General features: G+C 73.6%; 20 protein-coding genes. 9 read left to right on the forward strand and 11 right to left on the reverse strand.

Going from position 1 to position 20,222, the window contains the following annotated elements; all coding sequences use genetic code 11:
- Window positions 1-7: 7 nt before the first annotated feature.
- Window positions 8-982: a Dyp-type peroxidase gene (locus TR49_RS14655; RefSeq protein ID WP_042381765.1), complete on the reverse strand. Its 975-nt coding sequence runs from the start codon at window positions 980-982 to the stop codon at window positions 8-10.
- A 57-nt stretch (window positions 983-1,039) separates the two neighbouring features.
- On the opposite strand from TR49_RS14655, the gene TR49_RS14660 reads away from it, so the two are divergent.
- Window positions 1,040-1,261 carry a DUF1918 domain-containing protein gene (locus TR49_RS14660; protein WP_042381766.1) on the forward strand — a complete coding sequence of 74 codons (222 nt, stop codon included), beginning with the start codon at window positions 1,040-1,042 and terminating at the stop codon, window positions 1,259-1,261.
- Window positions 1,262-1,424: 163 nt separating this feature from the next.
- Here TR49_RS14660 and TR49_RS14665 read toward each other — a convergent pair whose 3' ends face one another.
- Window positions 1,425-1,634 (reverse strand): DUF1918 domain-containing protein, encoded by a 210-nt coding sequence (locus TR49_RS14665; RefSeq protein WP_042381769.1) that lies wholly within the window; start codon window positions 1,632-1,634, stop codon window positions 1,425-1,427.
- Between the two features lie 108 nt (window positions 1,635-1,742).
- On the opposite strand from TR49_RS14665, the gene TR49_RS14670 reads away from it, so the two are divergent.
- From TR49_RS14670 to TR49_RS14680, 3 genes are all read left to right on the forward strand, one after another.
- Window positions 1,743-2,117: a thioesterase family protein gene (locus tag TR49_RS14670; protein ID WP_042381770.1), complete on the forward strand. Its 375-nt coding sequence runs from the start codon at window positions 1,743-1,745 to the stop codon at window positions 2,115-2,117.
- Complete coding sequence (locus TR49_RS14675; RefSeq protein ID WP_042381771.1) at window positions 2,114-2,998, forward strand: terpene synthase family protein; 885 nt, start codon at window positions 2,114-2,116, stop codon at window positions 2,996-2,998. The genes TR49_RS14670 and TR49_RS14675 overlap by 4 nt, the downstream gene beginning before the upstream one ends.
- Before the next feature lie 90 nt (window positions 2,999-3,088).
- Entirely contained in the window at window positions 3,089-5,497 is a 2,409-nt protein-coding gene (locus TR49_RS14680) for an ATP-binding cassette domain-containing protein (protein WP_042381772.1), read from the forward strand.
- Window positions 5,498-5,537: 40 nt separating this feature from the next.
- On the opposite strand, the gene TR49_RS14685 is transcribed toward TR49_RS14680, so the two are convergent.
- From TR49_RS14685 to TR49_RS14690, 3 genes are read right to left on the reverse strand one after another with little or no spacing between them, the layout of a single operon-like run.
- The gene (locus TR49_RS14685) at window positions 5,538-6,359 is read right to left on the reverse strand and encodes a methyltransferase domain-containing protein (RefSeq protein WP_160311599.1); all 822 of its coding nucleotides are present in this window, start codon (window positions 6,357-6,359) and stop codon (window positions 5,538-5,540) included.
- A complete protein-coding gene (locus TR49_RS43825; protein ID WP_160311600.1) occupies window positions 6,356-6,508 on the reverse strand; it encodes a hypothetical protein in 153 nt (50 codons plus the stop codon). The genes TR49_RS14685 and TR49_RS43825 overlap by 4 nt, the downstream gene beginning before the upstream one ends.
- The gene (locus tag TR49_RS14690) at window positions 6,505-7,716 is read right to left on the reverse strand and encodes an MFS transporter (protein ID WP_042381773.1); all 1,212 of its coding nucleotides are present in this window, start codon (window positions 7,714-7,716) and stop codon (window positions 6,505-6,507) included. The genes TR49_RS43825 and TR49_RS14690 overlap by 4 nt, the downstream gene beginning before the upstream one ends.
- Window positions 7,717-7,763: 47 nt before the next feature.
- Between TR49_RS14690 and pdxR the strand changes: the two genes are divergently transcribed.
- On the forward strand, window positions 7,764-9,182 hold the full coding sequence (gene pdxR, locus TR49_RS14695; protein WP_042381774.1) for a MocR-like pyridoxine biosynthesis transcription factor PdxR: 1,419 nt from the start codon (window positions 7,764-7,766) through the stop codon (window positions 9,180-9,182).
- 217 nt (window positions 9,183-9,399) lie between these two features.
- On the forward strand, window positions 9,400-10,296 hold the full coding sequence (locus tag TR49_RS14700; RefSeq protein WP_042381776.1) for an SDR family oxidoreductase: 897 nt from the start codon (window positions 9,400-9,402) through the stop codon (window positions 10,294-10,296).
- An 8-nt stretch (window positions 10,297-10,304) separates the two neighbouring features.
- On the opposite strand, the gene TR49_RS14705 is transcribed toward TR49_RS14700, so the two are convergent.
- The gene (locus TR49_RS14705) at window positions 10,305-11,285 is read right to left on the reverse strand and encodes an EamA family transporter (RefSeq protein ID WP_063770093.1); all 981 of its coding nucleotides are present in this window, start codon (window positions 11,283-11,285) and stop codon (window positions 10,305-10,307) included.
- Between the two features lie 104 nt (window positions 11,286-11,389).
- Here TR49_RS14705 and TR49_RS14710 point away from each other — a divergent pair, with 104 nt between their 5' ends.
- Complete coding sequence (locus TR49_RS14710) at window positions 11,390-12,334, forward strand: LysR family transcriptional regulator (RefSeq protein WP_042381777.1); 945 nt, start codon at window positions 11,390-11,392, stop codon at window positions 12,332-12,334.
- A gap of 26 nt (window positions 12,335-12,360) precedes the next feature.
- On the opposite strand, the gene TR49_RS14715 is transcribed toward TR49_RS14710, so the two are convergent.
- The gene (locus tag TR49_RS14715; RefSeq protein WP_152627267.1) at window positions 12,361-13,224 is read right to left on the reverse strand and encodes a hypothetical protein; all 864 of its coding nucleotides are present in this window, start codon (window positions 13,222-13,224) and stop codon (window positions 12,361-12,363) included.
- Window positions 13,225-13,369: 145 nt separating this feature from the next.
- Between TR49_RS14715 and TR49_RS14720 the strand changes: the two genes are divergently transcribed.
- On the forward strand, window positions 13,370-14,362 hold the full coding sequence (locus TR49_RS14720) for a magnesium transporter CorA family protein (protein ID WP_042382024.1): 993 nt from the start codon (window positions 13,370-13,372) through the stop codon (window positions 14,360-14,362).
- Here TR49_RS14720 and TR49_RS14725 read toward each other — a convergent pair whose 3' ends face one another.
- Window positions 14,363-15,103 (reverse strand): SDR family oxidoreductase, encoded by a 741-nt coding sequence (locus TR49_RS14725; protein WP_042381779.1) that lies wholly within the window; start codon window positions 15,101-15,103, stop codon window positions 14,363-14,365.
- Between the two features lie 536 nt (window positions 15,104-15,639).
- Between TR49_RS14725 and TR49_RS14730 the strand changes: the two genes are divergently transcribed.
- Window positions 15,640-17,115: an NAD(P)/FAD-dependent oxidoreductase gene (locus tag TR49_RS14730; RefSeq protein WP_052434299.1), complete on the forward strand. Its 1,476-nt coding sequence runs from the start codon at window positions 15,640-15,642 to the stop codon at window positions 17,113-17,115.
- A 16-nt stretch (window positions 17,116-17,131) separates the two neighbouring features.
- Here the strand turns inward: TR49_RS14730 and TR49_RS14735 are convergent, their stop codons facing one another.
- From TR49_RS14735 to TR49_RS14745, 3 genes are all read right to left on the reverse strand, one after another.
- Window positions 17,132-17,890 (reverse strand): MgtC/SapB family protein, encoded by a 759-nt coding sequence (locus tag TR49_RS14735; protein ID WP_042381781.1) that lies wholly within the window; start codon window positions 17,888-17,890, stop codon window positions 17,132-17,134.
- A 64-nt stretch (window positions 17,891-17,954) separates the two neighbouring features.
- On the reverse strand, window positions 17,955-18,758 hold the full coding sequence (locus TR49_RS14740) for a hypothetical protein (RefSeq protein ID WP_042381783.1): 804 nt from the start codon (window positions 18,756-18,758) through the stop codon (window positions 17,955-17,957).
- A 76-nt stretch (window positions 18,759-18,834) separates the two neighbouring features.
- Window positions 18,835-20,190: a carotenoid oxygenase family protein gene (locus TR49_RS14745; RefSeq protein ID WP_042381785.1), complete on the reverse strand. Its 1,356-nt coding sequence runs from the start codon at window positions 20,188-20,190 to the stop codon at window positions 18,835-18,837.
- Window positions 20,191-20,222 lie beyond the last annotated feature (32 nt).

Here is a 20,222-nt window from a genome sequence, read left to right on the forward strand (position 1 = left end):
GCCGCCATCATGACGCTCCTTTGAGACTGCCGATGCCCAGGGACCCACTCGCCTCGGCACCGGCGGGGACGCCGTCGAGGAAGTCCGCGCTCGGCACGAAGAACAGGCATCCGGTGACGGGGGTGGAGAAGTCGAGGATCCGGTCGGTGTTGCCCGGCGGGTCGCCGAGGAACATGTTGCGGAGCATCCGCTCGGTCACCTCGGGCGAGCGCGCGTAGCCGATGAAGTAGGTGCCGAACTCGCCGCGCCCCACCGCGCCGAACGGCATGTTGTCGCGGACGATCTGCCGCTGCCGCCCGTCCTCGCCGACGATCGTGTTCAGCGCGACGTGCGAGTTCGCGGGCTTGACGTCGTCGGGCATCTCCACGTTGGAGTCCTTGCTGCGCCCGATCACCCGCTCCTGCTCCTCGGTCGGCAGGTCGGCCCAGGCGGCCATGTCGTGGAGGTACTTCTGCACGATCACGTAGCTGCCGCCGCGGAACCGCGGGTCCTCGTCGGTGATGTACACCGCCGCCTCGGCGGCCTGGTCCTCGGGGTTCTCGCTGCCGTCGACGAAGCCGAGCAGGTCGCGCTCGTCGAAGTACGTGAAGCCGTGCACCTCGTCGACGACGGTGACGACGTCGAGCAGGCGGTCGGTGATCAGGCGGGCCAGCTCGAAGCACAGATCCATGCGCCGGGCGCGGATATGGAAGAGCAGGTCGCCCGGTGTCGCCGGCGCGTGGTGCACCGGGCCGTCGAGCGCGGGGAACGGGTGCAGGTCGCGCGGCCGCGGTCCGTCGAAGAGCCGGTCCCAGGCGTCCGAGCCGATGCCGGCCACGCAGGTGAGCCCGTCGGTCGGGGCCCGGAAGCCCACGGACCGCACGATGCCCGCCAGGTCCTGGAGCAGTTCCCGCACGCTCTCCTCGCCGCCGTCGGCGATGGTCCCGACGAGGAAGACGGCGGCCGGGGTCAGGGGTCTGACGATGCTCTGCGGTGTCGGCATGGGGCTCCTAGACTGGTGGGGCTCGTTCGACGTCGGCCCGGAAGGGAGGCGGTCCGCATGCAAGCCGCCAGAGGCGACTGGCTGTCGATGCAGGGCCGCGCCGCGGCGTACGGCAGGATCGCGCGGGTCACCGAGGTGCTGGGCGAGGCCGGCGCCCCGCCCTACCGGGTGGAGTACCCGGACGGCCGCTCGGCCGTCGTGGGGCCCGGGCCCGGCTCGCACATCCGCTGCGTCAAGCAGCGTGTGGAGACCATCCACCCCGACGCGTCGTATCTCTGATCCTCCCGCCTGTCCGTCCGTGCGAGCTGACCGTCCGTGCCAGGACGTGCCACGGCCGCCGTACGTGAACGGCGGCCGCAGTGGTGCGTCGGGCGCGTCCTCGATCCGTCCCTGACCGCTGAACGGGTGATGCCACCTTGGCGTCTGCTCGACGTCCGCGCCGTCAGCCGACGGCTCCCGCTCCGTGCTCCTTGGGATGCTCCAGTTCGCAGTCGGACCCGGGATACACCTCGGCCTGGTGCCCGTCGTCGAACTCGACCAGGTACGGAGGGCCGCCGTCCGGCCCGATCACCTTCAGGACCCGCCCGTAGTGGTCCGGGGTGCCCACCTGATGTCCGAGAAATCGCAGCCGGTCCCCTGCCTTGGCCTTCATCTGCCCCTCACCGCCTTCTTCCTCGCGTCCTTCAAGCTCACCACCCTGCCGGGGGACCAGCAACCGATGCCCGGCCCCGACAGCCCACGCGCGGGATAGCGTGCCGCCATGCAGCAGCATCGAGTGAACGAGACGGACACCGCGATCGCACTGGGCAGCGGGGATGTGCCGGTGCTGGCCACGCCGCGGCTGATCGCCTGGATGGAGGCGGCCACCGTCGAGGCGGCCGGACCGTTCGTGGGGCCGGAGCAGACGAGCGTCGGGACGGCCGTGCGGGTGGACCACGTGCGGGCCACGCCCGTCGGCGGGCGGGTGGAGGTCCACGCCACGGCCGGACCGGCGGACGGGCGACGTCTGACGTTCGAGGTGCGCGCCGTCGACGGGGACGGACGGCTCGTCGGCGCCGGCGAGATCCAGCGGGTCGTCGTCGACCGGGGGCGCTTCCTCGGCGCGCTCGAACGCCCCGCCGGCGGCGGGGCGTGACCCGCGTCGTCGGCGTCGCGGATTCGGCGCTGCTCGGGGCACGGGTGATCCAGCTGCTGCGCCGTCTGAACGGCTGGTCCGCGTCGCTGGACTGCGAGTTCACCCCGCAGGTGGCCGAGATGGCGGCGCTTGCGCTGACCTGCGCGGCGCCGGAGAGCCATCCGCGGGAGCTGCTGCCCGCCGCTGTGAACGTGGTGTGGGCGCAGACCGTCGACGACCGGTTCGACGTCGACGCGAAGAGCGCCGACGACGTCGAGCGGCTGATCGCCCGCTGCCGGGCGGTGGCGCGCGGCGCGGCGCCCGATCCGGGCGACGCCGTCGAGGCGGCGCTCGCCTCCCTCGTGGGCCGGTTGTCGGCCACCGCGCTCGCGCCCGCCCTGATGCCGGTCTGGCTGCGGCGGCTGGACCTGATGATGGACGCCTGCCGCTTCGAGTGGCTGCTCGGCCGGGCCGGGGTGGAGGCGGAGCGCCCCACGCTGGAGGAGTACCTCGCCCACCACCACAGCGTCGGCTTCGGCACGATCTGCGTGGCCTGGTGGATGTCGACCGGCGGCCCCGAGCTCCCCGGCCGTCTCGACGCCCTGCTCGCAGCGGCCGACGAGATGGAGTGCGCGGTGCGGCTGGCCAACGACCGGCGCACCGCGCCGCGCGAGAGCGCCGTCGAGGGTTGCGCGGCCAACGCCACGGCTCTCGGCGCGGACGCCGTGTGGCTGGACGAGCGCATCCACGCCTACCTCGACGCAGGCCACGCCCTGCTGCGGCCGCTGGAGGCGACGCTGCCGCAGGCACGGCAGCTGGGACGGGTCGCGGACTGGCTGGTCGGCCTGTACGGGGTCACCGAGGCCCGCCTGGGCGGCCGGGTTCCCGGTCAGGGCGGATGAGAGCCCCCGTGTCGTAGGGCGCGGCTACGATCGGACCTGCCCGTCGTGATCGTCTCGATCGCGGCGATCGGGGACCCGAGGGAGACACCCATGAGCAAGGCGAAGCGCGAGGACCGGCCGTCTCCCTCAGGGGGCGGCGGCGCCGACACCCATGACGTGATCCGCGTCCACGGTGCGCGCGAGAACAACCTCAAGGACGTCGCGGTCGAGATCCCCAAGCGCCGGCTGACGGTGTTCACCGGGGTCTCCGGCTCCGGCAAGAGCTCGCTCGTCTTCGACACGATCGCCGCCGAGTCGCAGCGGCTGATCAACGAGACCTACAGCGCCTTCGTACAGGGCTTCATGCCGACCCTGGCGCGGCCCGACGTCGACGTGCTGGAGGGGCTGACCACGGCGATCCTGGTCGACCAGCAGCGCATGGGCGGCGACCCGCGCTCGACGGTCGGCACGGCCACCGACGCGAACGCGATGCTGCGCATCCTGTTCAGCCGGCTCGGGAAGCCGCACATCGGCTCGCCGAAGGCGTACTCCTTCAACGTGCCCTCGATCAGCGGCGCGGGCGCGGTCACCCTCGAGCGCGGCGGCAAGCAGGTCAAGGAGCGGCGCAGCTTCAGCATCACCGGCGGCATGTGTCCGCGCTGCGAGGGCCGCGGCTCGGTCTCGGACATCGACCTGACCCAGCTCTTCGACGAGTCCAAGTCGCTCGCCGAGGGCGCGCTGACCGTGCCCGGGTACACGCCGGGCGGCTGGAACTACCGCCTCTACGCCGCGTCCGGCTTCGTCGACGAGGACAAGCCGATCCGGAAGTACACCAAGAAGGAGCGCAACGACTTCCTGTACCACGAGCCGGTACGGATGAAGATCGCGGGCATCAACATGACCTACGAGGGTCTGGTGCCGCGCATCCAGAAGTCGATGCTCTCCAAGGACCAGGACTCGCTGCAGCCGCACATCCGCGCGTTCGTGGACCGGGCGGTCACCTTCGCGGTCTGCCCGGAGTGCGGCGGCTCGCGGCTGAGCGAGGCGGCACGGTCGTCGAAGGTCGACGGGAAGAACATCGGCGACGTCTGCGCCATGCAGATCAGCGACCTGGCGGAGTGGGTGCGCGGCCTGGACGAGCCCTCGGTCGCGCCGCTGCTGGAGTCGCTGCGGCACCTGCTCGACTCCTTCGTCGAGATCGGCCTCGGCTACCTCTCGCTGGACCGCCCTTCGGGGACGCTCTCGGGCGGCGAGGCGCAGCGGGTGAAGATGATCCGCCATCTCGGGTCCTCGCTGACCGACGTCACCTACGTCTTCGACGAGCCGACGATCGGCCTGCACCCGCACGACATCCAGCGGATGAACGAGCTGCTGCTGCGCCTGCGCGACAAGGGCAACACGGTGCTGGTGGTGGAGCACAAGCCGGAGGCGATCGCGATCGCCGACCACGTCGTCGACCTCGGCCCCGGCGCCGGTTCGGCCGGCGGCACGGTGTGCTTCGAGGGCACGGTCGACGGGCTGCGCGCGAGCGGGACGGTGACGGGCCGTCATCTCGACGACCGGGCGGCGGTGAAGGAGTCGGTGCGCAAGCCGACCGGGACGCTGCCGATCCGCGGGGCGTCGACGAACAACCTGCGCGACGTGGACGTGGACATCCCGCTCGGGGTGCTGGTCGTGGTGACGGGCGTCGCCGGCTCCGGCAAGAGCTCGCTGCTGCACGGCTCGCTGCCGAAGCAGTCGGAGGCGACGGCGACGGGCGTGGTCTCGATCGACCAGGCGCCCATCCGCGGTTCGCGGCGCAGCAATCCGGCCACGTACTCGGGTCTGCTGGAACCGATCCGCAAGGCGTTCGCGAAGGCGAACGGGGTGAAGCCGGCGCTGTTCAGCTCCAACTCGGAGGGCGCCTGCCCGAACTGCAACGGCGCGGGCGTCATCTACACGGACCTCGGCATGATGGCGACGGTCTCCAGCGTCTGCGAGGAGTGCGACGGCAAGCGGTTCGACTCCTCGGTGCTCGACTACCGCCTCGGCGGCAAGGACATCAGCGAGGTGCTGGCGATGCCGGTGGCCGAGGCGGAGGAGTTCTTCGGCTCGGGCGACGCGAAGACGCCCGCGGCGCACGCCATCCTGGCACGCCTGGCCGACGTCGGCCTCGGCTATCTGACACTCGGCCAGCCGCTGACCACGCTCTCGGGCGGCGAGCGGCAGCGGCTCAAGCTGGCCACGCAGATGGCGGAGAAGGGCGGCGTCTACATCCTGGACGAGCCCACCACCGGCCTCCATCTCGCGGACGTGGAGCAGCTGTTGGGCCTTCTGGACCGGATCGTGGACGCGGGCAAGTCGGTGGTGGTCATCGAGCACCACCAGGCGGTCATGGCCCACGCCGACTGGATCGTCGACCTCGGTCCGGGAGCCGGCCACGACGGCGGCCGCGTCGTCTTCGAGGGCACCCCGGCGGACCTCGTCGCCGCCCGCTCCACCCTCACGGGCGAGCATCTGGCCGCGTACGTGGGCGCCTGAGCCCGCCGCCGCGGCCCCAGGCGCCCTGCTTCCGCCGCCCTCAGCGCTCCGGGCGGCGGGCCCAGGCGAGGACGGAGCGGTTGAGGGTGGCGTGGAACGCACCCGCGTCGGACAGCTGGTGTTGTTCCGTCAGGAACGCGTCCGCGCGGGCGCGGTCGAGCGTGCCCCTCTCGACCGCACGGGCTGCGGCGCGGGCGAGGCCGATGATGTTGGCCAGATCCTCCTGGGTGCTGTAGACGACGAGTTCGACGTCGGTCCGCACTTCCGCGAAGCCTGCGCCGACCAAGTGGCGGCGCAGGTGGCGGCCGATGTCGCGGTGGGCGATGTCCGCGCCCACCGCGTCGGCGACCGCGCGGGCCGCCTCGGGGTCCGTCGCGGCGAGGGTGAAGGACGCCCAGTCCGGCTCCAGGATCGCGACCGCGCCGCCCGGCCGCAGCACACGGAGGATCTCCCCGAGCACGGCCGCGGGGCTCGCGACGTGCTGCAGCACCCGCTCGACCCGGCAGCCGTCGAAGGACGCGTCGGCGAAGGGCAGTCGAGCGCCGTCGGCGACGGCCAGCCGGACCGGGCGGCCGCAGGCGCCGAGGCGTTCGCGGCCCGCGCGGAGCATCTCCGCGCTGAAGTCCACGCCGACGGCGTCGAAGCCGTCGTGTTCCAGCCGCACGAGCTCGTGGCCGGTGCCGCAGCCGAGGTCGAGGACCCGGCCGCCGGGCCGCGCCTCGAAGCCCGCACGCAGCGTCCTCTTCGGTGCGTGCAGGCCGCGGTCGGCGTGGTCGAGGTACCGCACGAGTTCGGCGGCGCGGCTGCTGGCGTCGACGTCCGAGAAGGCGTTCACCCCGGCCGCCTCCACCGGCACGGTCACGGGCACCGCCCGCAGAGGCGGAGTTCGGCGTCGGCGAGGGTCACGCCCGTTTCGGCGCAGGTCTCGTCGGGGTCGGCGGTGACATCATCGTGGCGCGGGTTCGGGTCATACGGGTTCAGATCGTGCGGGATCGCGTGGTGCGGGTTCACTGCAGGGCCTCCTTCGGGCGGGTGACGAAACGGCGGTCGATGAGAGCCGGGACGAGGGCGGTGAGCATCGCGAGGGCGGTCAGCGCGAAGGCCCACGGGTAGCCGGTGGCGGAGGCGATCTGGCCGAAGGCGAGGGCGCCGACACCCATGCCCGCGTCGTAGGCGAAGTTCCACAGCCCGCTGACGGTGCCGAACCCGGCCGCGGGGACGCGGGTGTACATCAGCGTCAGGGTGGAGTTCTGGGCGAAGCCGAAGCCCGCGCCGAACACCGCCATCGCGACGACGACGCCCACCGGCCCGTCGGAAGCGGTCCCCGCCAGGGCCATCAGCAGCGTGCCGAGGACGGCCAGCAGCAGCCCGGGGATCACCAGGCCGGCGGGGCCGCGCCGGTCGCCGCGGCGGCCCGCGACCCAGCGGGCGGCCGTGGCGGCGGCGGGTTGGACGAGCAGCCCGGCGGTGACGGTCCCGCTCTGCGCGCGCGGGACGATCAGCGGGAGGAAGGTGACGACGATCCCGGCCGCGAGCGTGGTGGCGGCGAACACCAGGGCGGGACGCAGCAGTTCGCCGCTGCGAAGGCCCTGGCTCATGCTGACGCGGCGTCCCGACTCCTTGATCCGGTCGGGCAGGCCCGGCACGGAGACGATCGCGGCCAGGGCGGCCGCCGCGCCGGTGGTGAACACCACGCCGTAACCGGCGTGTGCGGCCAGCCAGACGCCCAGCGGCAGCGCGACGAGCGCGGGAACACCGCTGACGATCCCGACCAACGCCAGGCCCTCGCCCCGCCGTTCGGCGGGGACCAGGGACGCCGTGAGCGCGCCGCCCGCGACGACGGTGAACGCGAAGCCGACGCCGCGCAGCACACACACGGACACGACGAGCCACAGCGCGCCGGACGCGGCGAGGGCCGGAGCGGGCGCACCGAGCAGCGCCAACCCGGCTGCCAGCACGACGCGGTAGCCGAGCCGGCCGACCAGGGCCGGGGTGACCAGCTCACCGGCGACGGTGGAGAGCATCAGGGCGCCCGTGGCCAGCCCGGCCGTCCCTCCCCCGCCGCCGTGGGCCGCGGCGAAGTCGGGGACGGCGGAGAGCAGCAGGTAGAAGCTGGTCGAGCCGCCGAGCAGGGAGACGAAGCGCAGCAACAACGGCCGGGTCACCAGCGGCGGTCGGGGCGCGACGGCGGGAGGGGAGGAAGCGACGGTGTTGGTCACGGCAGGACGTTAAGCGGCCGACCGGACCGCCGGTAAGCTCCAGTTCCGTGCCTCCGGAGTGGTCCAGTTCCTCGCCCGAGCTGCTGCTGACCGTGGACCGGTCCAGCGGCCGGCCGCTGCGCGCGCAGGTGGAGCAGGCGCTGCGCGACGCGATCCGGTCGGGGCGGCTGCGGGTGGGCGAGCGGCTGCCGTCCTCGCGCGAGCTCGCGCGGACGGCGGGGGTCTCGCGGGGCCTGGTGCAGGAGTGCTACGCCCAACTCCAGGCCGAGGGCTACCTGGTGAGCCGTCCCGGCTCTGCGACGCGGGTTGCGGCGGGTGCGGGCGCGCCCTCGGGCGCCGCGCGGTCGTGCCCGGCCGGGGAGCGGCTGCTGGCCGACTTCCGCTGGGGCGTTCCCGATCTGCGGTCGTTCCCCGTACAGGACTGGCTCTGGGCGACGCGCGAGGCGGCCCGCGCGATGCCCGTGTCCGCGTTCGGCTACGGCGACGCGCGTGGCAGCGCGGAGCTGCGGGAGGTGCTGGCCGGGTACCTGCGCCGGGTGCGGGCCGCCGCGGCCGATCCGGAGCGGATCGTGGTGTGCAACGGGTACGCCCAGGGCCTGGGCCTGACGCTGCGGGTTCTCGCGGACGGCGGCGCTCGGACGGTGGCCTTCGAGGACCCGGGCTCCCCTGTCACCGTCGGGGCGGCCGCGGCGGCGGCCGGTCTGCGCGCGGTGCCCGTCCCCGTGGACGCGCACGGCCTCGACGTGGCGGCGCTCGGGCGGACCGACGCGCGGGCGGTGGTGGTCACCCCGGCGCACCAGTGGCCGACCGGCGTCGCGCTCGCCCCGGAGCGGCGGCTGGCGCTGCTGGCGTGGGCCCGCGAGCGCGACGGGTTCGTCATCGAGGACGACTACGACGCCGAGCACCGCTACGACCGTGAGCCGGTCGGTGCGCTCCAGGGGCTGGCGCCGGACCGCGTCGTCTCCCTCGGCACGGTCAGCAAGTCCCTCGCCCCGGCGCTGCGGATCGGCTGGATGCTCTGCCCGCCGCAGCTCACGGACGCCGTCGCCGAGCAGAAGGGCCTGAGCGACCGCGGCACGCCGACGCTCGAACAGCTCGCCCTGGCACGGCTGATGGAGTCCGGCCGATTCGACCGCCACCTGCGCCGGATGCGCGCGACCTACGCGTCGCGTCGCGACGCCCTGCTGGACGCGCTGGCCGAGCACGCCCCGGACGTGCGGGTGACGGGCCTGGCGGCCGGGTTCCATGCGGTCGCCCATCTGCCGGAGGGGGCCGAGGAGCAGCGGGTGGTCGCGGCCGCGCGGGCCCGGTCGGTGGGCCTGCACGGCATGAGCGCGTGCCGCGCCTCGCGCGACACCCGCCCGCCACAGCTTGTCCTCGGCTTCGGCGACGTCGGCCTCCGCGCCCTCACGGCGGGCGTCGCCGCCGTCGGCGACCTGCTCGGCGACCCCTCCCGCCCCCGCTAGCCCGTCGACGCGTCGGCCCGCCCCGGCCTCCGACAGCCCCGCCAGGACCAGGGGCCCTCAGCCAGGTCGCCCCACGCCCGCCGGCCCGGCGCCCGCCCGTTTGAGTGCCCCGCCCCCCGCGCGCGGCGCGGCAGACCAGGACTGATGACAGTGGCTGACATCGGGTGTTACCGTAGTTGATGTCAGCCACTGACATAGTCCAGGAAGGACCCCTGCCATGCGCGTCTTCATCACCGGCGCTTCCGGCTGGATCGGCTCGGCCGTCACCGACGAACTGCTCGCCCACGGCCACCAGGTCGTCGGGCTCGCCCGCTCCGACGAGAGCGCGGCCGCGCTCGAAGCCAAGGGCGCCACCGCCCACCGGGGCAGCCTCGACGACCCCGAGAGCCTCGCCAAGGCGGCGGGCGCCGCCGACGGCGTGATCCACCTCGCCTTCAAGCACGACTTCACCGACTACGCGGGCGCAGGCCGCACCGAGCACGCCGCCGTCGAGCGGATGCTCGACGCGCTGGAGGGCAGCGAGCGGCCGTTCCTGCTCGCCTCGGGCCTGGCCTCCGGCGTGACCGGACGCCCGGTGAGCGAGGAGGACCCCTCCCCCTTCCACGGCGTCGACTCCATGCGCGGCGGCAGCGAGAACCTCGCCCTCGCCGCCGCGGATCGCGGCGTCCGCGCGGTCGCGCTGCGCTTCTCCCCGACCGTCCACGGCCTCGGCGGCGACCACGGGTTCATCGCGGTGCTCGCGAAGATCGCCAAGGAGCGCGGCGCGGCCGGCTACATCGGCGACGGCGCGAGCCACTGGGCCGCCGTGCACCGCACCGACGCCGCCCGAATGGTCCGGCTCGCGCTGGAGAAGGCCCCCGCAGGGTCTCGGATGCACGCGGTGGGCGAGAGCGGGATCCCCTCCCGCGACATCGCCGCCGCCCTCGGCGACCAGCTCGGCGTGCCGACCACCACGGTCGCCCCCGAGGACGCCGAGAGCCACTTCGGCTGGATCGGGCACTTCTTCGGCATGGACATCACCGCGTCCAACGCCCGCACCCGGGAGCTGCTCGACTGGACCCCGACGGGCCCGACCCTGATGGAGGACATCGCCGCAGGGGCGTACGCGGTGTAGGGGCAGCCTCAGACGGCGCAGTCCGCGGTGGCGCGTGCGGGCGGCTGCTCGGAAGCCGCCTCCACGGCAGGCTCGGCGGAGCGTGGCGGCTGAACGGGTTCCGAGCGGGCACCGCTGCGGGTCGCGCCCACGCCGGCGGTGACCACGAGGGCGACGCCGAGCGCCGGCCCCGCGCCGGGCACCTGGTGCAGCACCACGACGCCGATCAGCAGGGCGATCGCGGGCTCCAGGCTCATCAGGGTGCCGAAGGAGGAGGCGGTGAGCCGTCGCAGGGCCTGGAACTCCAGCGCGAACGGCACGAGCGGGCTCAGCACCGCGAGGCCGAGCATGATCAGCGCGGGCCCCCAGGAGAGCCGTCCGTCGAGCGTCGGCGCGGCCACCAGCATGGAGACGACTCCGGCCACCGGGATGGAGACGGCGAGGCCGCTCAGGCCGGTGACGCGGTCGCCGACGTGCTGGGTGAGCAGGATGTAGGCCGCCCAGCAGCAGGCGGCGGCCAGCGCGAAGGCGAGGCCGACGGGGTCGACTCCGCCGTGCCAGGGCTCGGTGAGCAGGACGACGCCGAGCCCGGCGGCGACGGTCCACACCCGGCGACCGTGTCCAGGGCCGAACAGGGACACCGCGAGCGGGCCGAGGAACTCCAGGGCGCTGGCGGTGCCGAGGGGCAGGCGGGCGATGGCGAGCGCGAAGAACACCATCAGCCCCGAGGTCACCACGCCGAGGACGACGCAGGCGGCGAAGTCGCGGCCCTCGAAGTCGCGGCGGCGCGGTCGGACCAGCACCAGCAGCACGATCCCGGCCCACACCAGCCGCATCCCGGCGGTGCCGAGGACGCCGAGCGTGGCGAACATCGGGACGGTGAGCGCCGCGCCGAGCTGGACGGTGCTCATGGAGGCCACACCCATCAGCGTCCCCGTGCGGGCGGCGCGGCGGGGGCCGACGCCGGAGGGGGAGGCCGTCGGGGCGGGGTGGTGGCTGGTGGTGCTCATGAGTCGAGTACACCGCGCGACAAACGTTCACGTCCACGTGCGGATCATGGACGTACCGTCCAGGAATCCCGAACGATGGCGAGGATGTCCCCGACAATGGCCCCATGGAGACACGCCGCCTGCAGGTTCTCGTGGAGCTGGCCCGCCTCGGCTCGATGCGGGCCGTGGCCGACGCCCTGCGCACCACGACCTCCACGGTCTCGCAGCAGATCGCCACGCTGGCGCGGGAGACCGGCGCACCGCTGATCGAACCGCACGGACGGCTGGTGCGGCTCACGCCCGCCGGGCGGCGTCTGGTCGAGCACGCGACCGTCATCCTGGCCGCCGTGGAGGCGGCGCAGCGCGACCTCTCCCCGGAAGCGGAGCCCAGCGGCACCCTGCGCGTGGCCGGCTTCGCGACGGCGCTGCGCGCCCACGTGCTGCCGATCGTGGCGGGGCTCGCCGACGAGCATCCGCGTCTGCACGTCCTGGTGCGCGAGCACGAGCCCGCCGAGGCGCTGGCCATGCTGGCGGAGGACGAAGTGGATCTGGCCCTCGTCTACGACTACAACCTCGCGCCCGCGACCGCGGACCCGACCGTGGCCGGCGTTCCGCTGTGGACCGCGGCCTGGGGTCTGGGTGTCCCGGCGAGCGAGCCCGACGCGGGGAAGGCCACCTCGGCGGAGGTCTTCGCCCGCTTCCGCTCGGCGGACTGGATCGGCAACTCCCGCAACACCGCGGACGAGACCGTGATCCGCACGCTCGCCTCGATGGCCGGGTTCAGCCCACGGATCACGCACCGCTCGGACAGCCTCGACCTGGTCGAAGCCATGATCACCGCAGGTCTCGGTGTCGGCCTGCTGCCGATGGGCCGCGCCACCGTTCCGGGCGTCCGCCTCCTGACCCTGACCGACCCGCAGGTGTCCCTGCGCGCCTACGCCGTGACCCGTCGCGGACGTTCGGACTGGCCCCCGCTCGCCCTCCTCGCCGACCTGATCCGCCGCCGCGCCCGGCGCGACCGCCCGGACGGGCCGGATCGCGCCGGCGAGTGGCCGGTCCCAAGGCTGTGAACGGCACCGGCGCTGCCGGCGGACCGTCAGCCGCCCGCGTGCGGGTCCATGGTGACGAACCGTGCGGCGGGCAGCGCGGCCTTGCCCGTGCAGGGAGTGCCGGTCGGCGCCGGCCAGGCGCTGAAGTCCACCGCGCCGTCGGCGGCCCGGGCGAGGCGGATGTCCAGACAGCCACCGCCCGGCTGCGGGACGGCCAGGACCGCGAGGGCGCCGGTCGAGACGTACGCGTCCGCGCCGAGCGCGGGCGGTGACGCGGCGGGTGTCGTGGCGGGTGACCGGACGTCAGCCGGTCGCCCGGCGCGCGGTGCGGCCGGACGGACTTCCCGGACGATACCGGTCACCCGTTCCGCCTGGGCAACGGTCGCGGGCCAGGGGGTGTCCGCGGAGGTCCGGGTGTCGTAGCGCCTGGCGACGGCCAGGAGCGCCGCCTGGCGCGTCGCGGCCGCGCCGATTTCTGCGACCGCGAGGCCGGTGGGGCAGGTGAGGTCGCGGGGTGCAGCGGTCGGGCCGTGCGGGCCGACCGTGAAGCGGTAGCACCGCAGGTCCGCCGGGCCGAGGTCGGTCTCGCCCTGGACGGTGGCCCGCACCGGCCCGGGACCGAGCGCCGCGTCGATCACGAGCGCGGGGCCGCCGCCCGGGGTGTCCGTCGTCGTGCCCAACGAGGTGACCGCGCCGCCGCCGTACCTGACCACGACCGCCGCGAAGGTCGCCGCGGTCAGCGGCCCGTCGGAGGCGGCGTTGCCCAGCATCAACTGCACCGCGTCCGCACGCGCCTGGGTCACCCCGGCCCGCGCCGGGACGTCGGCGGCGCTCGCGCACCCGGCCGCGCCCGTCACGAGCGCCAGCACCAGGGTCGCCGCAGCGGTCCGCCCGCACCGACCTGTCGGCACGCCGCTCCCCCTTCCGTGCGGCCGCCGCTCCGGCGCCCACTCTCGCACGCAACTGGCCTGCGGTGCCGTGGAGTCGGCCGGATCCGGCCACGCACGTGACCAAGGACACGGCAGAGCTGCGGGGACATGCCGATAGGGTGTGCCGATGGCCGAAACCGTTCGCTCCGCCCGGACCCGTCTCTACCGCGACGGCAAGCTCGTCCTGGAGGACTTTCCGCTCCCGGAGATATCCGATCACCTCGCCGAGTCCGGCACGGTGGTGTGGCTCGACCTGTGCGCGCCGACGCCGTCCGACTTCGAGACGATCACCGAGGAGTTCGGCCTGCACGAGCTGGCCGTCGAGGACGCGCGGCACGAGCACCAGCGGCCCAAGCTGGACCGGTACGGGGACCACTGCTTCCTCAGCATGTACGCGGTGTGCGCGGGCCGCGGCGGCGAGGAGCTGAACATCAGCGAGCTGTCGGTGTTCGTCACCGCGAAGGCGCTGATCACCGTCCGCCCCGACGACCGGTTCGACATGGACGACGTGGTGGTGCGCTGGGACAACGCCCCCGCGCTCGCCGAACACGGCGTCGGCTTCCTGCTCCACGGTCTGCTCGACCAGGTGGTCGACGGGCACTTCCGGGCCGTGCAGGAGATGGACGACCGGATCGAGGAGATCGAGGAGGGCCTCTTCGACGGCACCGCCGGCGAGGTCCAGGACATCCAGCGGGCGGCGTTCGCGCTGCGCAAGAACCTGGTGCGGCTGCGCCGGATCGTGCTGCCCATGCGCGAGATGGTCAACACCCTGATGCGCCGCGACCTGCACTTCGTCAACGACTCGATGGTGCCGTACTACCAGGACGTCTACGACCACGTGCTGCGGGTGTCGGAGTGGACGGAGTCGCTGCGGGACATGGTGGGCTCGATCATGGAGACCAACCTGACCATCCAGGGCAACCGGATGAACATGATCATGAAGAAGGTGACCAGCTGGGCGTCGATCGTCGCCGTCCCGACCGCCGTCACCGGCTTCTACGGCCAGAACGTCCCCTACCCCGGATTCAACACCACCTGGGGTTTCTGGTGCTCCACCGGCGTCACCGTCGCACTCTCGGTCGCCCTCTACTTCAGCTTCAAGCGCCGCGACTGGATCTGATCACCACGGCACCGGCGTGCCGTCCCACGACAGGAACGCGCCCGTCGGGCCGTCCTCGGGGAGCAGCGCCAGTCGGACCGCGCCGGCCGCGGCCTCGGCCGGGTCGCCGTCGCTGGCGGCGGCGCGCTCGTTGAGGTCGGTACGCCGCAGACCGGGCGCGAGGGCGTTCACCTTGAAGCCCTCGGGAGCCAGGGTCTGGGCGTAGAAGAGGGTGAGCGCGTTGAGGGCGGTCTTGGAGCTGCGGTAGGCCGCCCCGGAGCCCGCCGCGAGCGCGAACTCGCGGGCCGGGTCCGCGCTCCAGGCGAGCGAGCCGGTGCCGCTGGAGATGTTGACGATCCTCGGCGCGGGCGAACGGCGCAGCGCCGGGAGGAAGGCGTTGGTGACCGTCAGCACCCCGAAGAGGTTGGTCTCGAAGGTCCGCCGGAAGGCGTCGAGGTCCGCGTCGGGCGCGGTGCTGCCCTCGGCCATCATCCCGGCGTTGTTGACCAGGATGTCCAGCCGCTCGACCTCGGCGGCGGCCTTCGCGACACCGCTCGGGTCGGTGACGTCGAGCACGAGCAGCCGCACGTCCCCCGTCCCCTCCCCCTCGGCGTTCAACTCCGCGACGGCCTCCCGCCCGCGCCCGGCGTCGCGCGCCCCGAGCAGCACGCGCACGCCGGACGCTGCGAGCTGCCGGGCGATCTCCTTGCCGATCCCTTTGTTGGCGCCGGTCACGAGTGCGGTGGTTGATGCGTTGTCCATGCCCCCCAGCCTTCCCGACCGGCCGCCGGGTAGCCAGGTGGGAACTGTGCCTGGCTACGGACCGTGAACCGTTGCGACCACGGCTCTTGGGGTCGGCGCGCACGCGCCACGGCAGGGACCGGGCCGGCCCCCCTACAGGTCGGCGAAGCGGCTCCCGTCGTGGTGAACTGCGGTGCGTCCTGGAAGAGGAAGGCGTGGCCTGCGTCAGGCAGAGGAGGACACGGGCGTGGCGGAGGGGGGCGGCGAGGTCGGTTGCGTTGGGGGACGGGTCGAAGGCGTCCTCGGCGCCGTCGGCGACCAGGACGGGGGCGTGGTTGCGGTCCGTGTGGCGGCCGGTCGGGTCCTGGCCGGACATCCAGCGGGCGATCGCCGCGTCCCCCGCGGCCCGGGACCGCCGACGTGGATTCGGCCAACCTGGCTTTCGGGCGCGCCACTTCGTGCCACTGTGCCCCCTCTGCGCGCATCCGTGCGCCCGCTGCCGGTAGGGATAGCCGGGTAGGGCATGTGTCAGGGGCACAACCACAGGAGGGGGCCGGATGAGCGGCGAGACAGCCGGACGCTGGGGCAGGGCCGTCGTCGTGGGCGGAGGCTTCGCGGGGTTGGTCGCGGCCCGCGTGCTGGCGGACCGGTTCGACGAGGTGACGGTGCTGGAACAGGACCAGGTGACCCCTGAGACGGGGGTGCACCCACACGCGCCGCAGGGGTGGCACGCCCACGCCCTGCTGGCGAAGGGCGCGGAGGTGCTGGAGCGGCTCTTCCCCGGCCTGCGCGCCGAGCTCCGTGAGCAGGGCGCGCCGGTCTACGACTACGGGGAGCGCGTCAGCTTCCTGCTGCCGACCGGCTACGCGCCGCGCGCCCGCACCGGCGTGCTGATCCAGTCGTTCACCCGCGACCTGCTGGAACGCGGCATCCGCCGCCGCGTGCTGACGCTGCCGCAGGTGCGGTCCGTCGCGCCGGTCCGGTGCGAGCAGCTGACGGCCGGGCCGGACGGACGGGTGACCGGAGTCCGCTACCGGGTGCTCGGCGACGAGGGCGCGGGCGCAGGCGCGGCCGCGGGCGCGGAGCTCGTCGAACTCGAGGCGGACCTGGTGGTGGACGCCTCGGGCCGCTCGGGGCGGCTCGAGGACCGGCTGCGGGCGTTCGGCGTGCACGCCCCGGCGCCCCGGGTGCTGGACGCGCGGATCACCTACACCACCGTGCACCTGCCGCGCCCGGACGGTCTGGACTACGACGTCGCCTACCAGATGACGTTCGCGCCCGGCATCCCGCGCGGCGGCGTCCTGCTCGCCGTCGAGCACGGGCGCTGGACCTGCTCGCTGTTCGGCTACGGCGACCAGACGCCGCCGACGGACCCCGAGGGGTATCTGGACTTCGCGCACTCGCTCGGCAACCCGCATCTGGGCGAACAGCTCGCGGACCGCGCCGGCGGCGAGCCCGTCCACCGGTACACCAACGTCAACAGCCGTTGGTTCCAGTACCACCGCAGTCACGACTGGCCGGAGCGGCTAGTCTCGCTGGGCGACGCCGTATGCGTCTTCGACCCCGTCTACGGGCAGGGCCTGACCGTCGCGGCCTTGGAGGCGGACCTGCTGCGCCGGATGCTCGCGGAGCGCCGGGACGCCGGAAAGGGGCTGGACGGGCTCGCCCGTCGCTACCAGCGCGGGGTGGCCCGGGTGGTGCTCGCGCCGTGGACGGTGTCGGGCAACTCCGACCTGATGTGGGACCCGGAGCACCGGCCGCTGGGCGCGCGCATCGCCCACGCCTACAACCGCAGGCTCTTCGCCGCGGCGGTGCACGACCCGGCCGTGTGGGCGCGCTTCGCCCGGGTGGTGAACATGGTCGCCTCACCGGCGACCTTGTTCCATCCGTCCGTGCTGGCCAAGGTCCTGCGGCCGGGCGCGGACCGGCGCGCGGCGTCGACGCTCCCGGCGGGGACGCCGCACCCCGCCCCGGCACAGGCGGGAGCGCAGTCGGTGTCGGCCGGTCAGGCGGGTGCGGACGCGTCGGACTGACCCCTGCCGGGCGGGATCACTCGTCCGAGTGGTCGGTCCTGCTGCAGGCCAGCACACCGGGGAGGGCGGCGATGTGCAGCTGAAGCCGCTGCGGGTCGCCGCTGCCTTCCACGGCGATGGAGATCTCGACGGTGGGCTCGTCCATCTGCTCGAAGAAGAGCGTGGCCCCGGCGGGCCGGCCCGCCGAGAGCGTCGCCAGCTCCGCCAGCACGAAGTCCCGGTCCAGGCAGGCCTCGACCAGCTCGCGCAGCATGCCCAGGCGCTGGACGTAGGTGATGCGGTAGGTGTACCGGGTGATGCGCAGCGAGGGCAGCAGGTGGACGAGCGGACGCAGCGCGAAGGTGGCGAGCAGGTACCCGGCGGTGGCGACGGAGGCGAGGATCGGCAGTTCGGCCCCGGCGGCCGCGCCGATCGCGGCGACGAGCCAGATGCTGGCCGCGGTCGTCAGGCCGTGCACGGACGTTCGCTGGACGAAGATGACGCCCGCGCCGATGAAGCCGACGCCGGAGACGATCTGGGCGGCCATCGTGGCCGGGTTGATGTGGATCGCGCTCCCGTAGCGGGTCATGTCGAGGAAGCCGTACTTGCTGACCATCACGAAGAGGGCGGCGCCGACCCCGACCACCATGTAGGTGCGCAGCCCGGCCGCCTTCTGCCGCAGTTCCCGCTCCAGGCCGATGACACCGGACAGCAGGAAGGCGAAGGCCAGGCCCAGGAGCTGGCTCCATCCCTCGCCGAGCGGCTGGGTGACCTCGAGGGCGGTGAACTGTGCCATGGCGCCATCGTGCCCCGGCCGACGCCGTCGGCGGCGGAGGTCGGCCCGGTGTCGCGCGGCCGCGTCAGGGGGCGTGGGAGTCCAGTCGGGCCCGGTGCCGTTCGCGGGCGGCGGCCAGCTGCCGGCCGAGGTCCTCGTGGTGATGGGACTGGTGCCATCTGAGGATCACGTCGCGTCCCGGGATCCCCGCACGTTCCCGTTCGACGACCAGGCGGCGGATCTCCTCCAGCTCCGGTTCCGTCGAACACTCCCACACGCGGTCGAGCGCGAGGAGCCGGTCGAGTTCGTAGCGCGTCCGGCACTCCGGGCACTTCGGCAGGTTCTTCTCCTCCGCACGCACCATCGCCTTCAGGGCCTCGCGCAGCGGGCCCGAGGTCCGCGCGCTTCGGGCCCGGAAGCCGAGGAGCGCGTCCCTCTTCACCCACTCGACGGTGATCAGCCGCTGTTCCCTGACCTGCTCCGCGCCGTCCGGGCCCCGGCCCAGCAGGTGCGCCCGGTACAGCCGCAGCTCCCTGCCTTCCACGCCGATGGTGGGATGGTCGGCCGGATCGAGCTGCCACTCCAGCCGGTACTCGCGGCTGACCGCCCCGGGACCGAGCTCCACCTGGAGGTCGAGACTCCGCGGGTCGTCGCCACACGGAACGGCCGCCGCGTCGTGCTCCGGGCCGAGCGGCGAGCCGTCCGGTCCGAGGTCCCGGCAGCGCAGCAGCGTCAACTGCGCGAGGTAGCGGCGCAACCGGAGGGCCGTCCAGGCCGGGCGCTTCGGCGGGCGGACGCGGACCAGGGCCTCCCCCCGCACCGTGCCTGTCGCCTCGTGGGCGGAGAAGTCCACCGTCAGGCAGTCGCGTTGGTCCGTCGGCGCCGTCACCTCCGCTACGACGCCCGACGCCCTCCGGCCGGTTGCGGTCGGAGGGCGTCAGGTGAGCGGGTCGGCGCCGCAGGGGTCAGCCGTTGAGGTCGCTGTCGGGGATCCAGGAGCCGTGGATGCCGGCCGTGACGCGGCGCGGCAGGTGGACGGCGGCGATCTGGTCGAGGCCGGAGGCGTCGAGGACCAGCAGCTGGGAGGCGTCCTGCTTGAGGTCGGAGACGACGGTGAGCAGGTAGCCGTCGTCCTCGGCGGAGGCCGAGGCGGAGGGGACGAACACCGCCTCGCTCGGCATCCGGGCGTCGCCGATCTGACGGATCCGGCGGGCGCCGGTGGTGCGGTCGTACTTGACGACGCCGTAGCCGCCGAAGCCCTTCTCGTCGGGGAAGGAGATCGCGTACTGGTAGCGGTTCTCCGCACCCAGGTAGTCCTCGTTCAGGGTGGGGAACTCCACCGGCAGGTCGTCGATGATCTGCTCGTCGACGGTACCGGCGGCCAGATCGATCACCCAGCGGCGGGTGTAGGAGCGGGCGTTGGGCTCGGTGCCGCGGCCCGGGGCGCCGACCCACCAGTTCCAGGAGAGCTGGAAGCCCTCGCGGTCCACGGTGGGGCCCTCCAGGACGATGCGGCCCTGGCCGTCCTCATAGGCGTTGGCGGTGTGCAGCATGTTGCCCGGCTCGACGGAGAACCAGCGGATGCTCCCGGCACCCTGCGGGCCGCGCGGCATCACGCCGATCCGGGCGGGCTGCTGGTCGTTCCAGCCGTAGGGGATGCCGGAGTGCTCGTTCGGGTCGAAGGTGACGGTGCCCTCGACGAAGACGACGTGGTGGCGGGTGATGGCGAAGTCGTGCTTGAGGGAGGCGGTGGCGCCGGGGATCTCGGCGCTGTGGACGATCTCCCCCTTGGCGTCGGCGACGTAGTGGACCAGGAACGGCGGGAACGGGGAGGAGGCGAAGAAGTGCAGCTCACCGGTGACCGGGTCGGTCTTGGGGTGGGCGGTCATGGCGCTGCGCAGCTTGCCGTCGAAGTCGTAGGCGCCGACGGTCTCCAGCTCGGGGGTGAGCTCGAAGGGCAGGTTCGCCTCGCACAGCGCGAGCAGGCGGCCACCGTGCTCGATGACGTGGGTGCCGGCGACGCTGGCGGTCAGGTCGGGGCCGTGCTCGGTCATGTAGGGCGCGCCGTCGAGGGCGGGGGTGTGCACCCAGCGGTTGCGGTACCACTCGGCGCGGCCCTCGCGCAGCCGGATGCCGTGGACCATGCCGCTCCCCTTGAACCAGTGGGTCGGGGTGACGCCGGGCTTCGGGTTGTGGCTGTTGCGGATCAGGCGGCCGGTCAGCTCGGGCGGCAGGGTGCCCTCGACGGTGAGTCCGGTGGCGGTGACCTCGTCGACGGCGGGGGTGTAGTGGCCAGTCAGGTAGGGCTTGTCGGCGGTCATGGCGGTTACCTCGTCTGCTTGGTTCGGTACGG

The organism is Streptacidiphilus melanogenes (assembly GCF_000787835.1).
Classification (GTDB): domain Bacteria; phylum Actinomycetota; class Actinomycetes; order Streptomycetales; family Streptomycetaceae; genus Streptacidiphilus; species Streptacidiphilus melanogenes.

What these genes read in the sequence shown, in the direction of transcription:
- TR49_RS14655 (WP_042381765.1), bottom strand. Translation starts at nt 982, where the DNA reads ATGCCGACACCGCAGAGCATCGTCAGACCCCTGACCCCGGCCGCCGTC.
- TR49_RS14660 (WP_042381766.1), top strand. Translation starts at nt 1,040, where the DNA reads ATGCAAGCCGCCAGAGGCGACTGGCTGTCGATGCAGGGCCGCGCCGCG.
- TR49_RS14665 (WP_042381769.1), bottom strand. Translation starts at nt 1,634, where the DNA reads ATGAAGGCCAAGGCAGGGGACCGGCTGCGATTTCTCGGACATCAGGTG.
- TR49_RS14670 (WP_042381770.1), top strand. Translation starts at nt 1,743, where the DNA reads ATGCAGCAGCATCGAGTGAACGAGACGGACACCGCGATCGCACTGGGC.
- TR49_RS14680 (WP_042381772.1), top strand. Translation starts at nt 3,089, where the DNA reads ATGAGCAAGGCGAAGCGCGAGGACCGGCCGTCTCCCTCAGGGGGCGGC.
- TR49_RS14700 (WP_042381776.1), top strand. Translation starts at nt 9,400, where the DNA reads ATGCGCGTCTTCATCACCGGCGCTTCCGGCTGGATCGGCTCGGCCGTC.
- TR49_RS14705 (WP_063770093.1), bottom strand. Translation starts at nt 11,285, where the DNA reads ATGAGCACCACCAGCCACCACCCCGCCCCGACGGCCTCCCCCTCCGGC.
- TR49_RS14710 (WP_042381777.1), top strand. Translation starts at nt 11,390, where the DNA reads ATGGAGACACGCCGCCTGCAGGTTCTCGTGGAGCTGGCCCGCCTCGGC.
- TR49_RS14720 (WP_042382024.1), top strand. Translation starts at nt 13,370, where the DNA reads ATGGCCGAAACCGTTCGCTCCGCCCGGACCCGTCTCTACCGCGACGGC.
- TR49_RS14725 (WP_042381779.1), bottom strand. Translation starts at nt 15,103, where the DNA reads ATGGACAACGCATCAACCACCGCACTCGTGACCGGCGCCAACAAAGGG.
- TR49_RS14730 (WP_052434299.1), top strand. Translation starts at nt 15,640, where the DNA reads ATGAGCGGCGAGACAGCCGGACGCTGGGGCAGGGCCGTCGTCGTGGGC.
- TR49_RS14735 (WP_042381781.1), bottom strand. Translation starts at nt 17,890, where the DNA reads ATGGCACAGTTCACCGCCCTCGAGGTCACCCAGCCGCTCGGCGAGGGA.
- TR49_RS14745 (WP_042381785.1), bottom strand. Translation starts at nt 20,190, where the DNA reads ATGACCGCCGACAAGCCCTACCTGACTGGCCACTACACCCCCGCCGTC.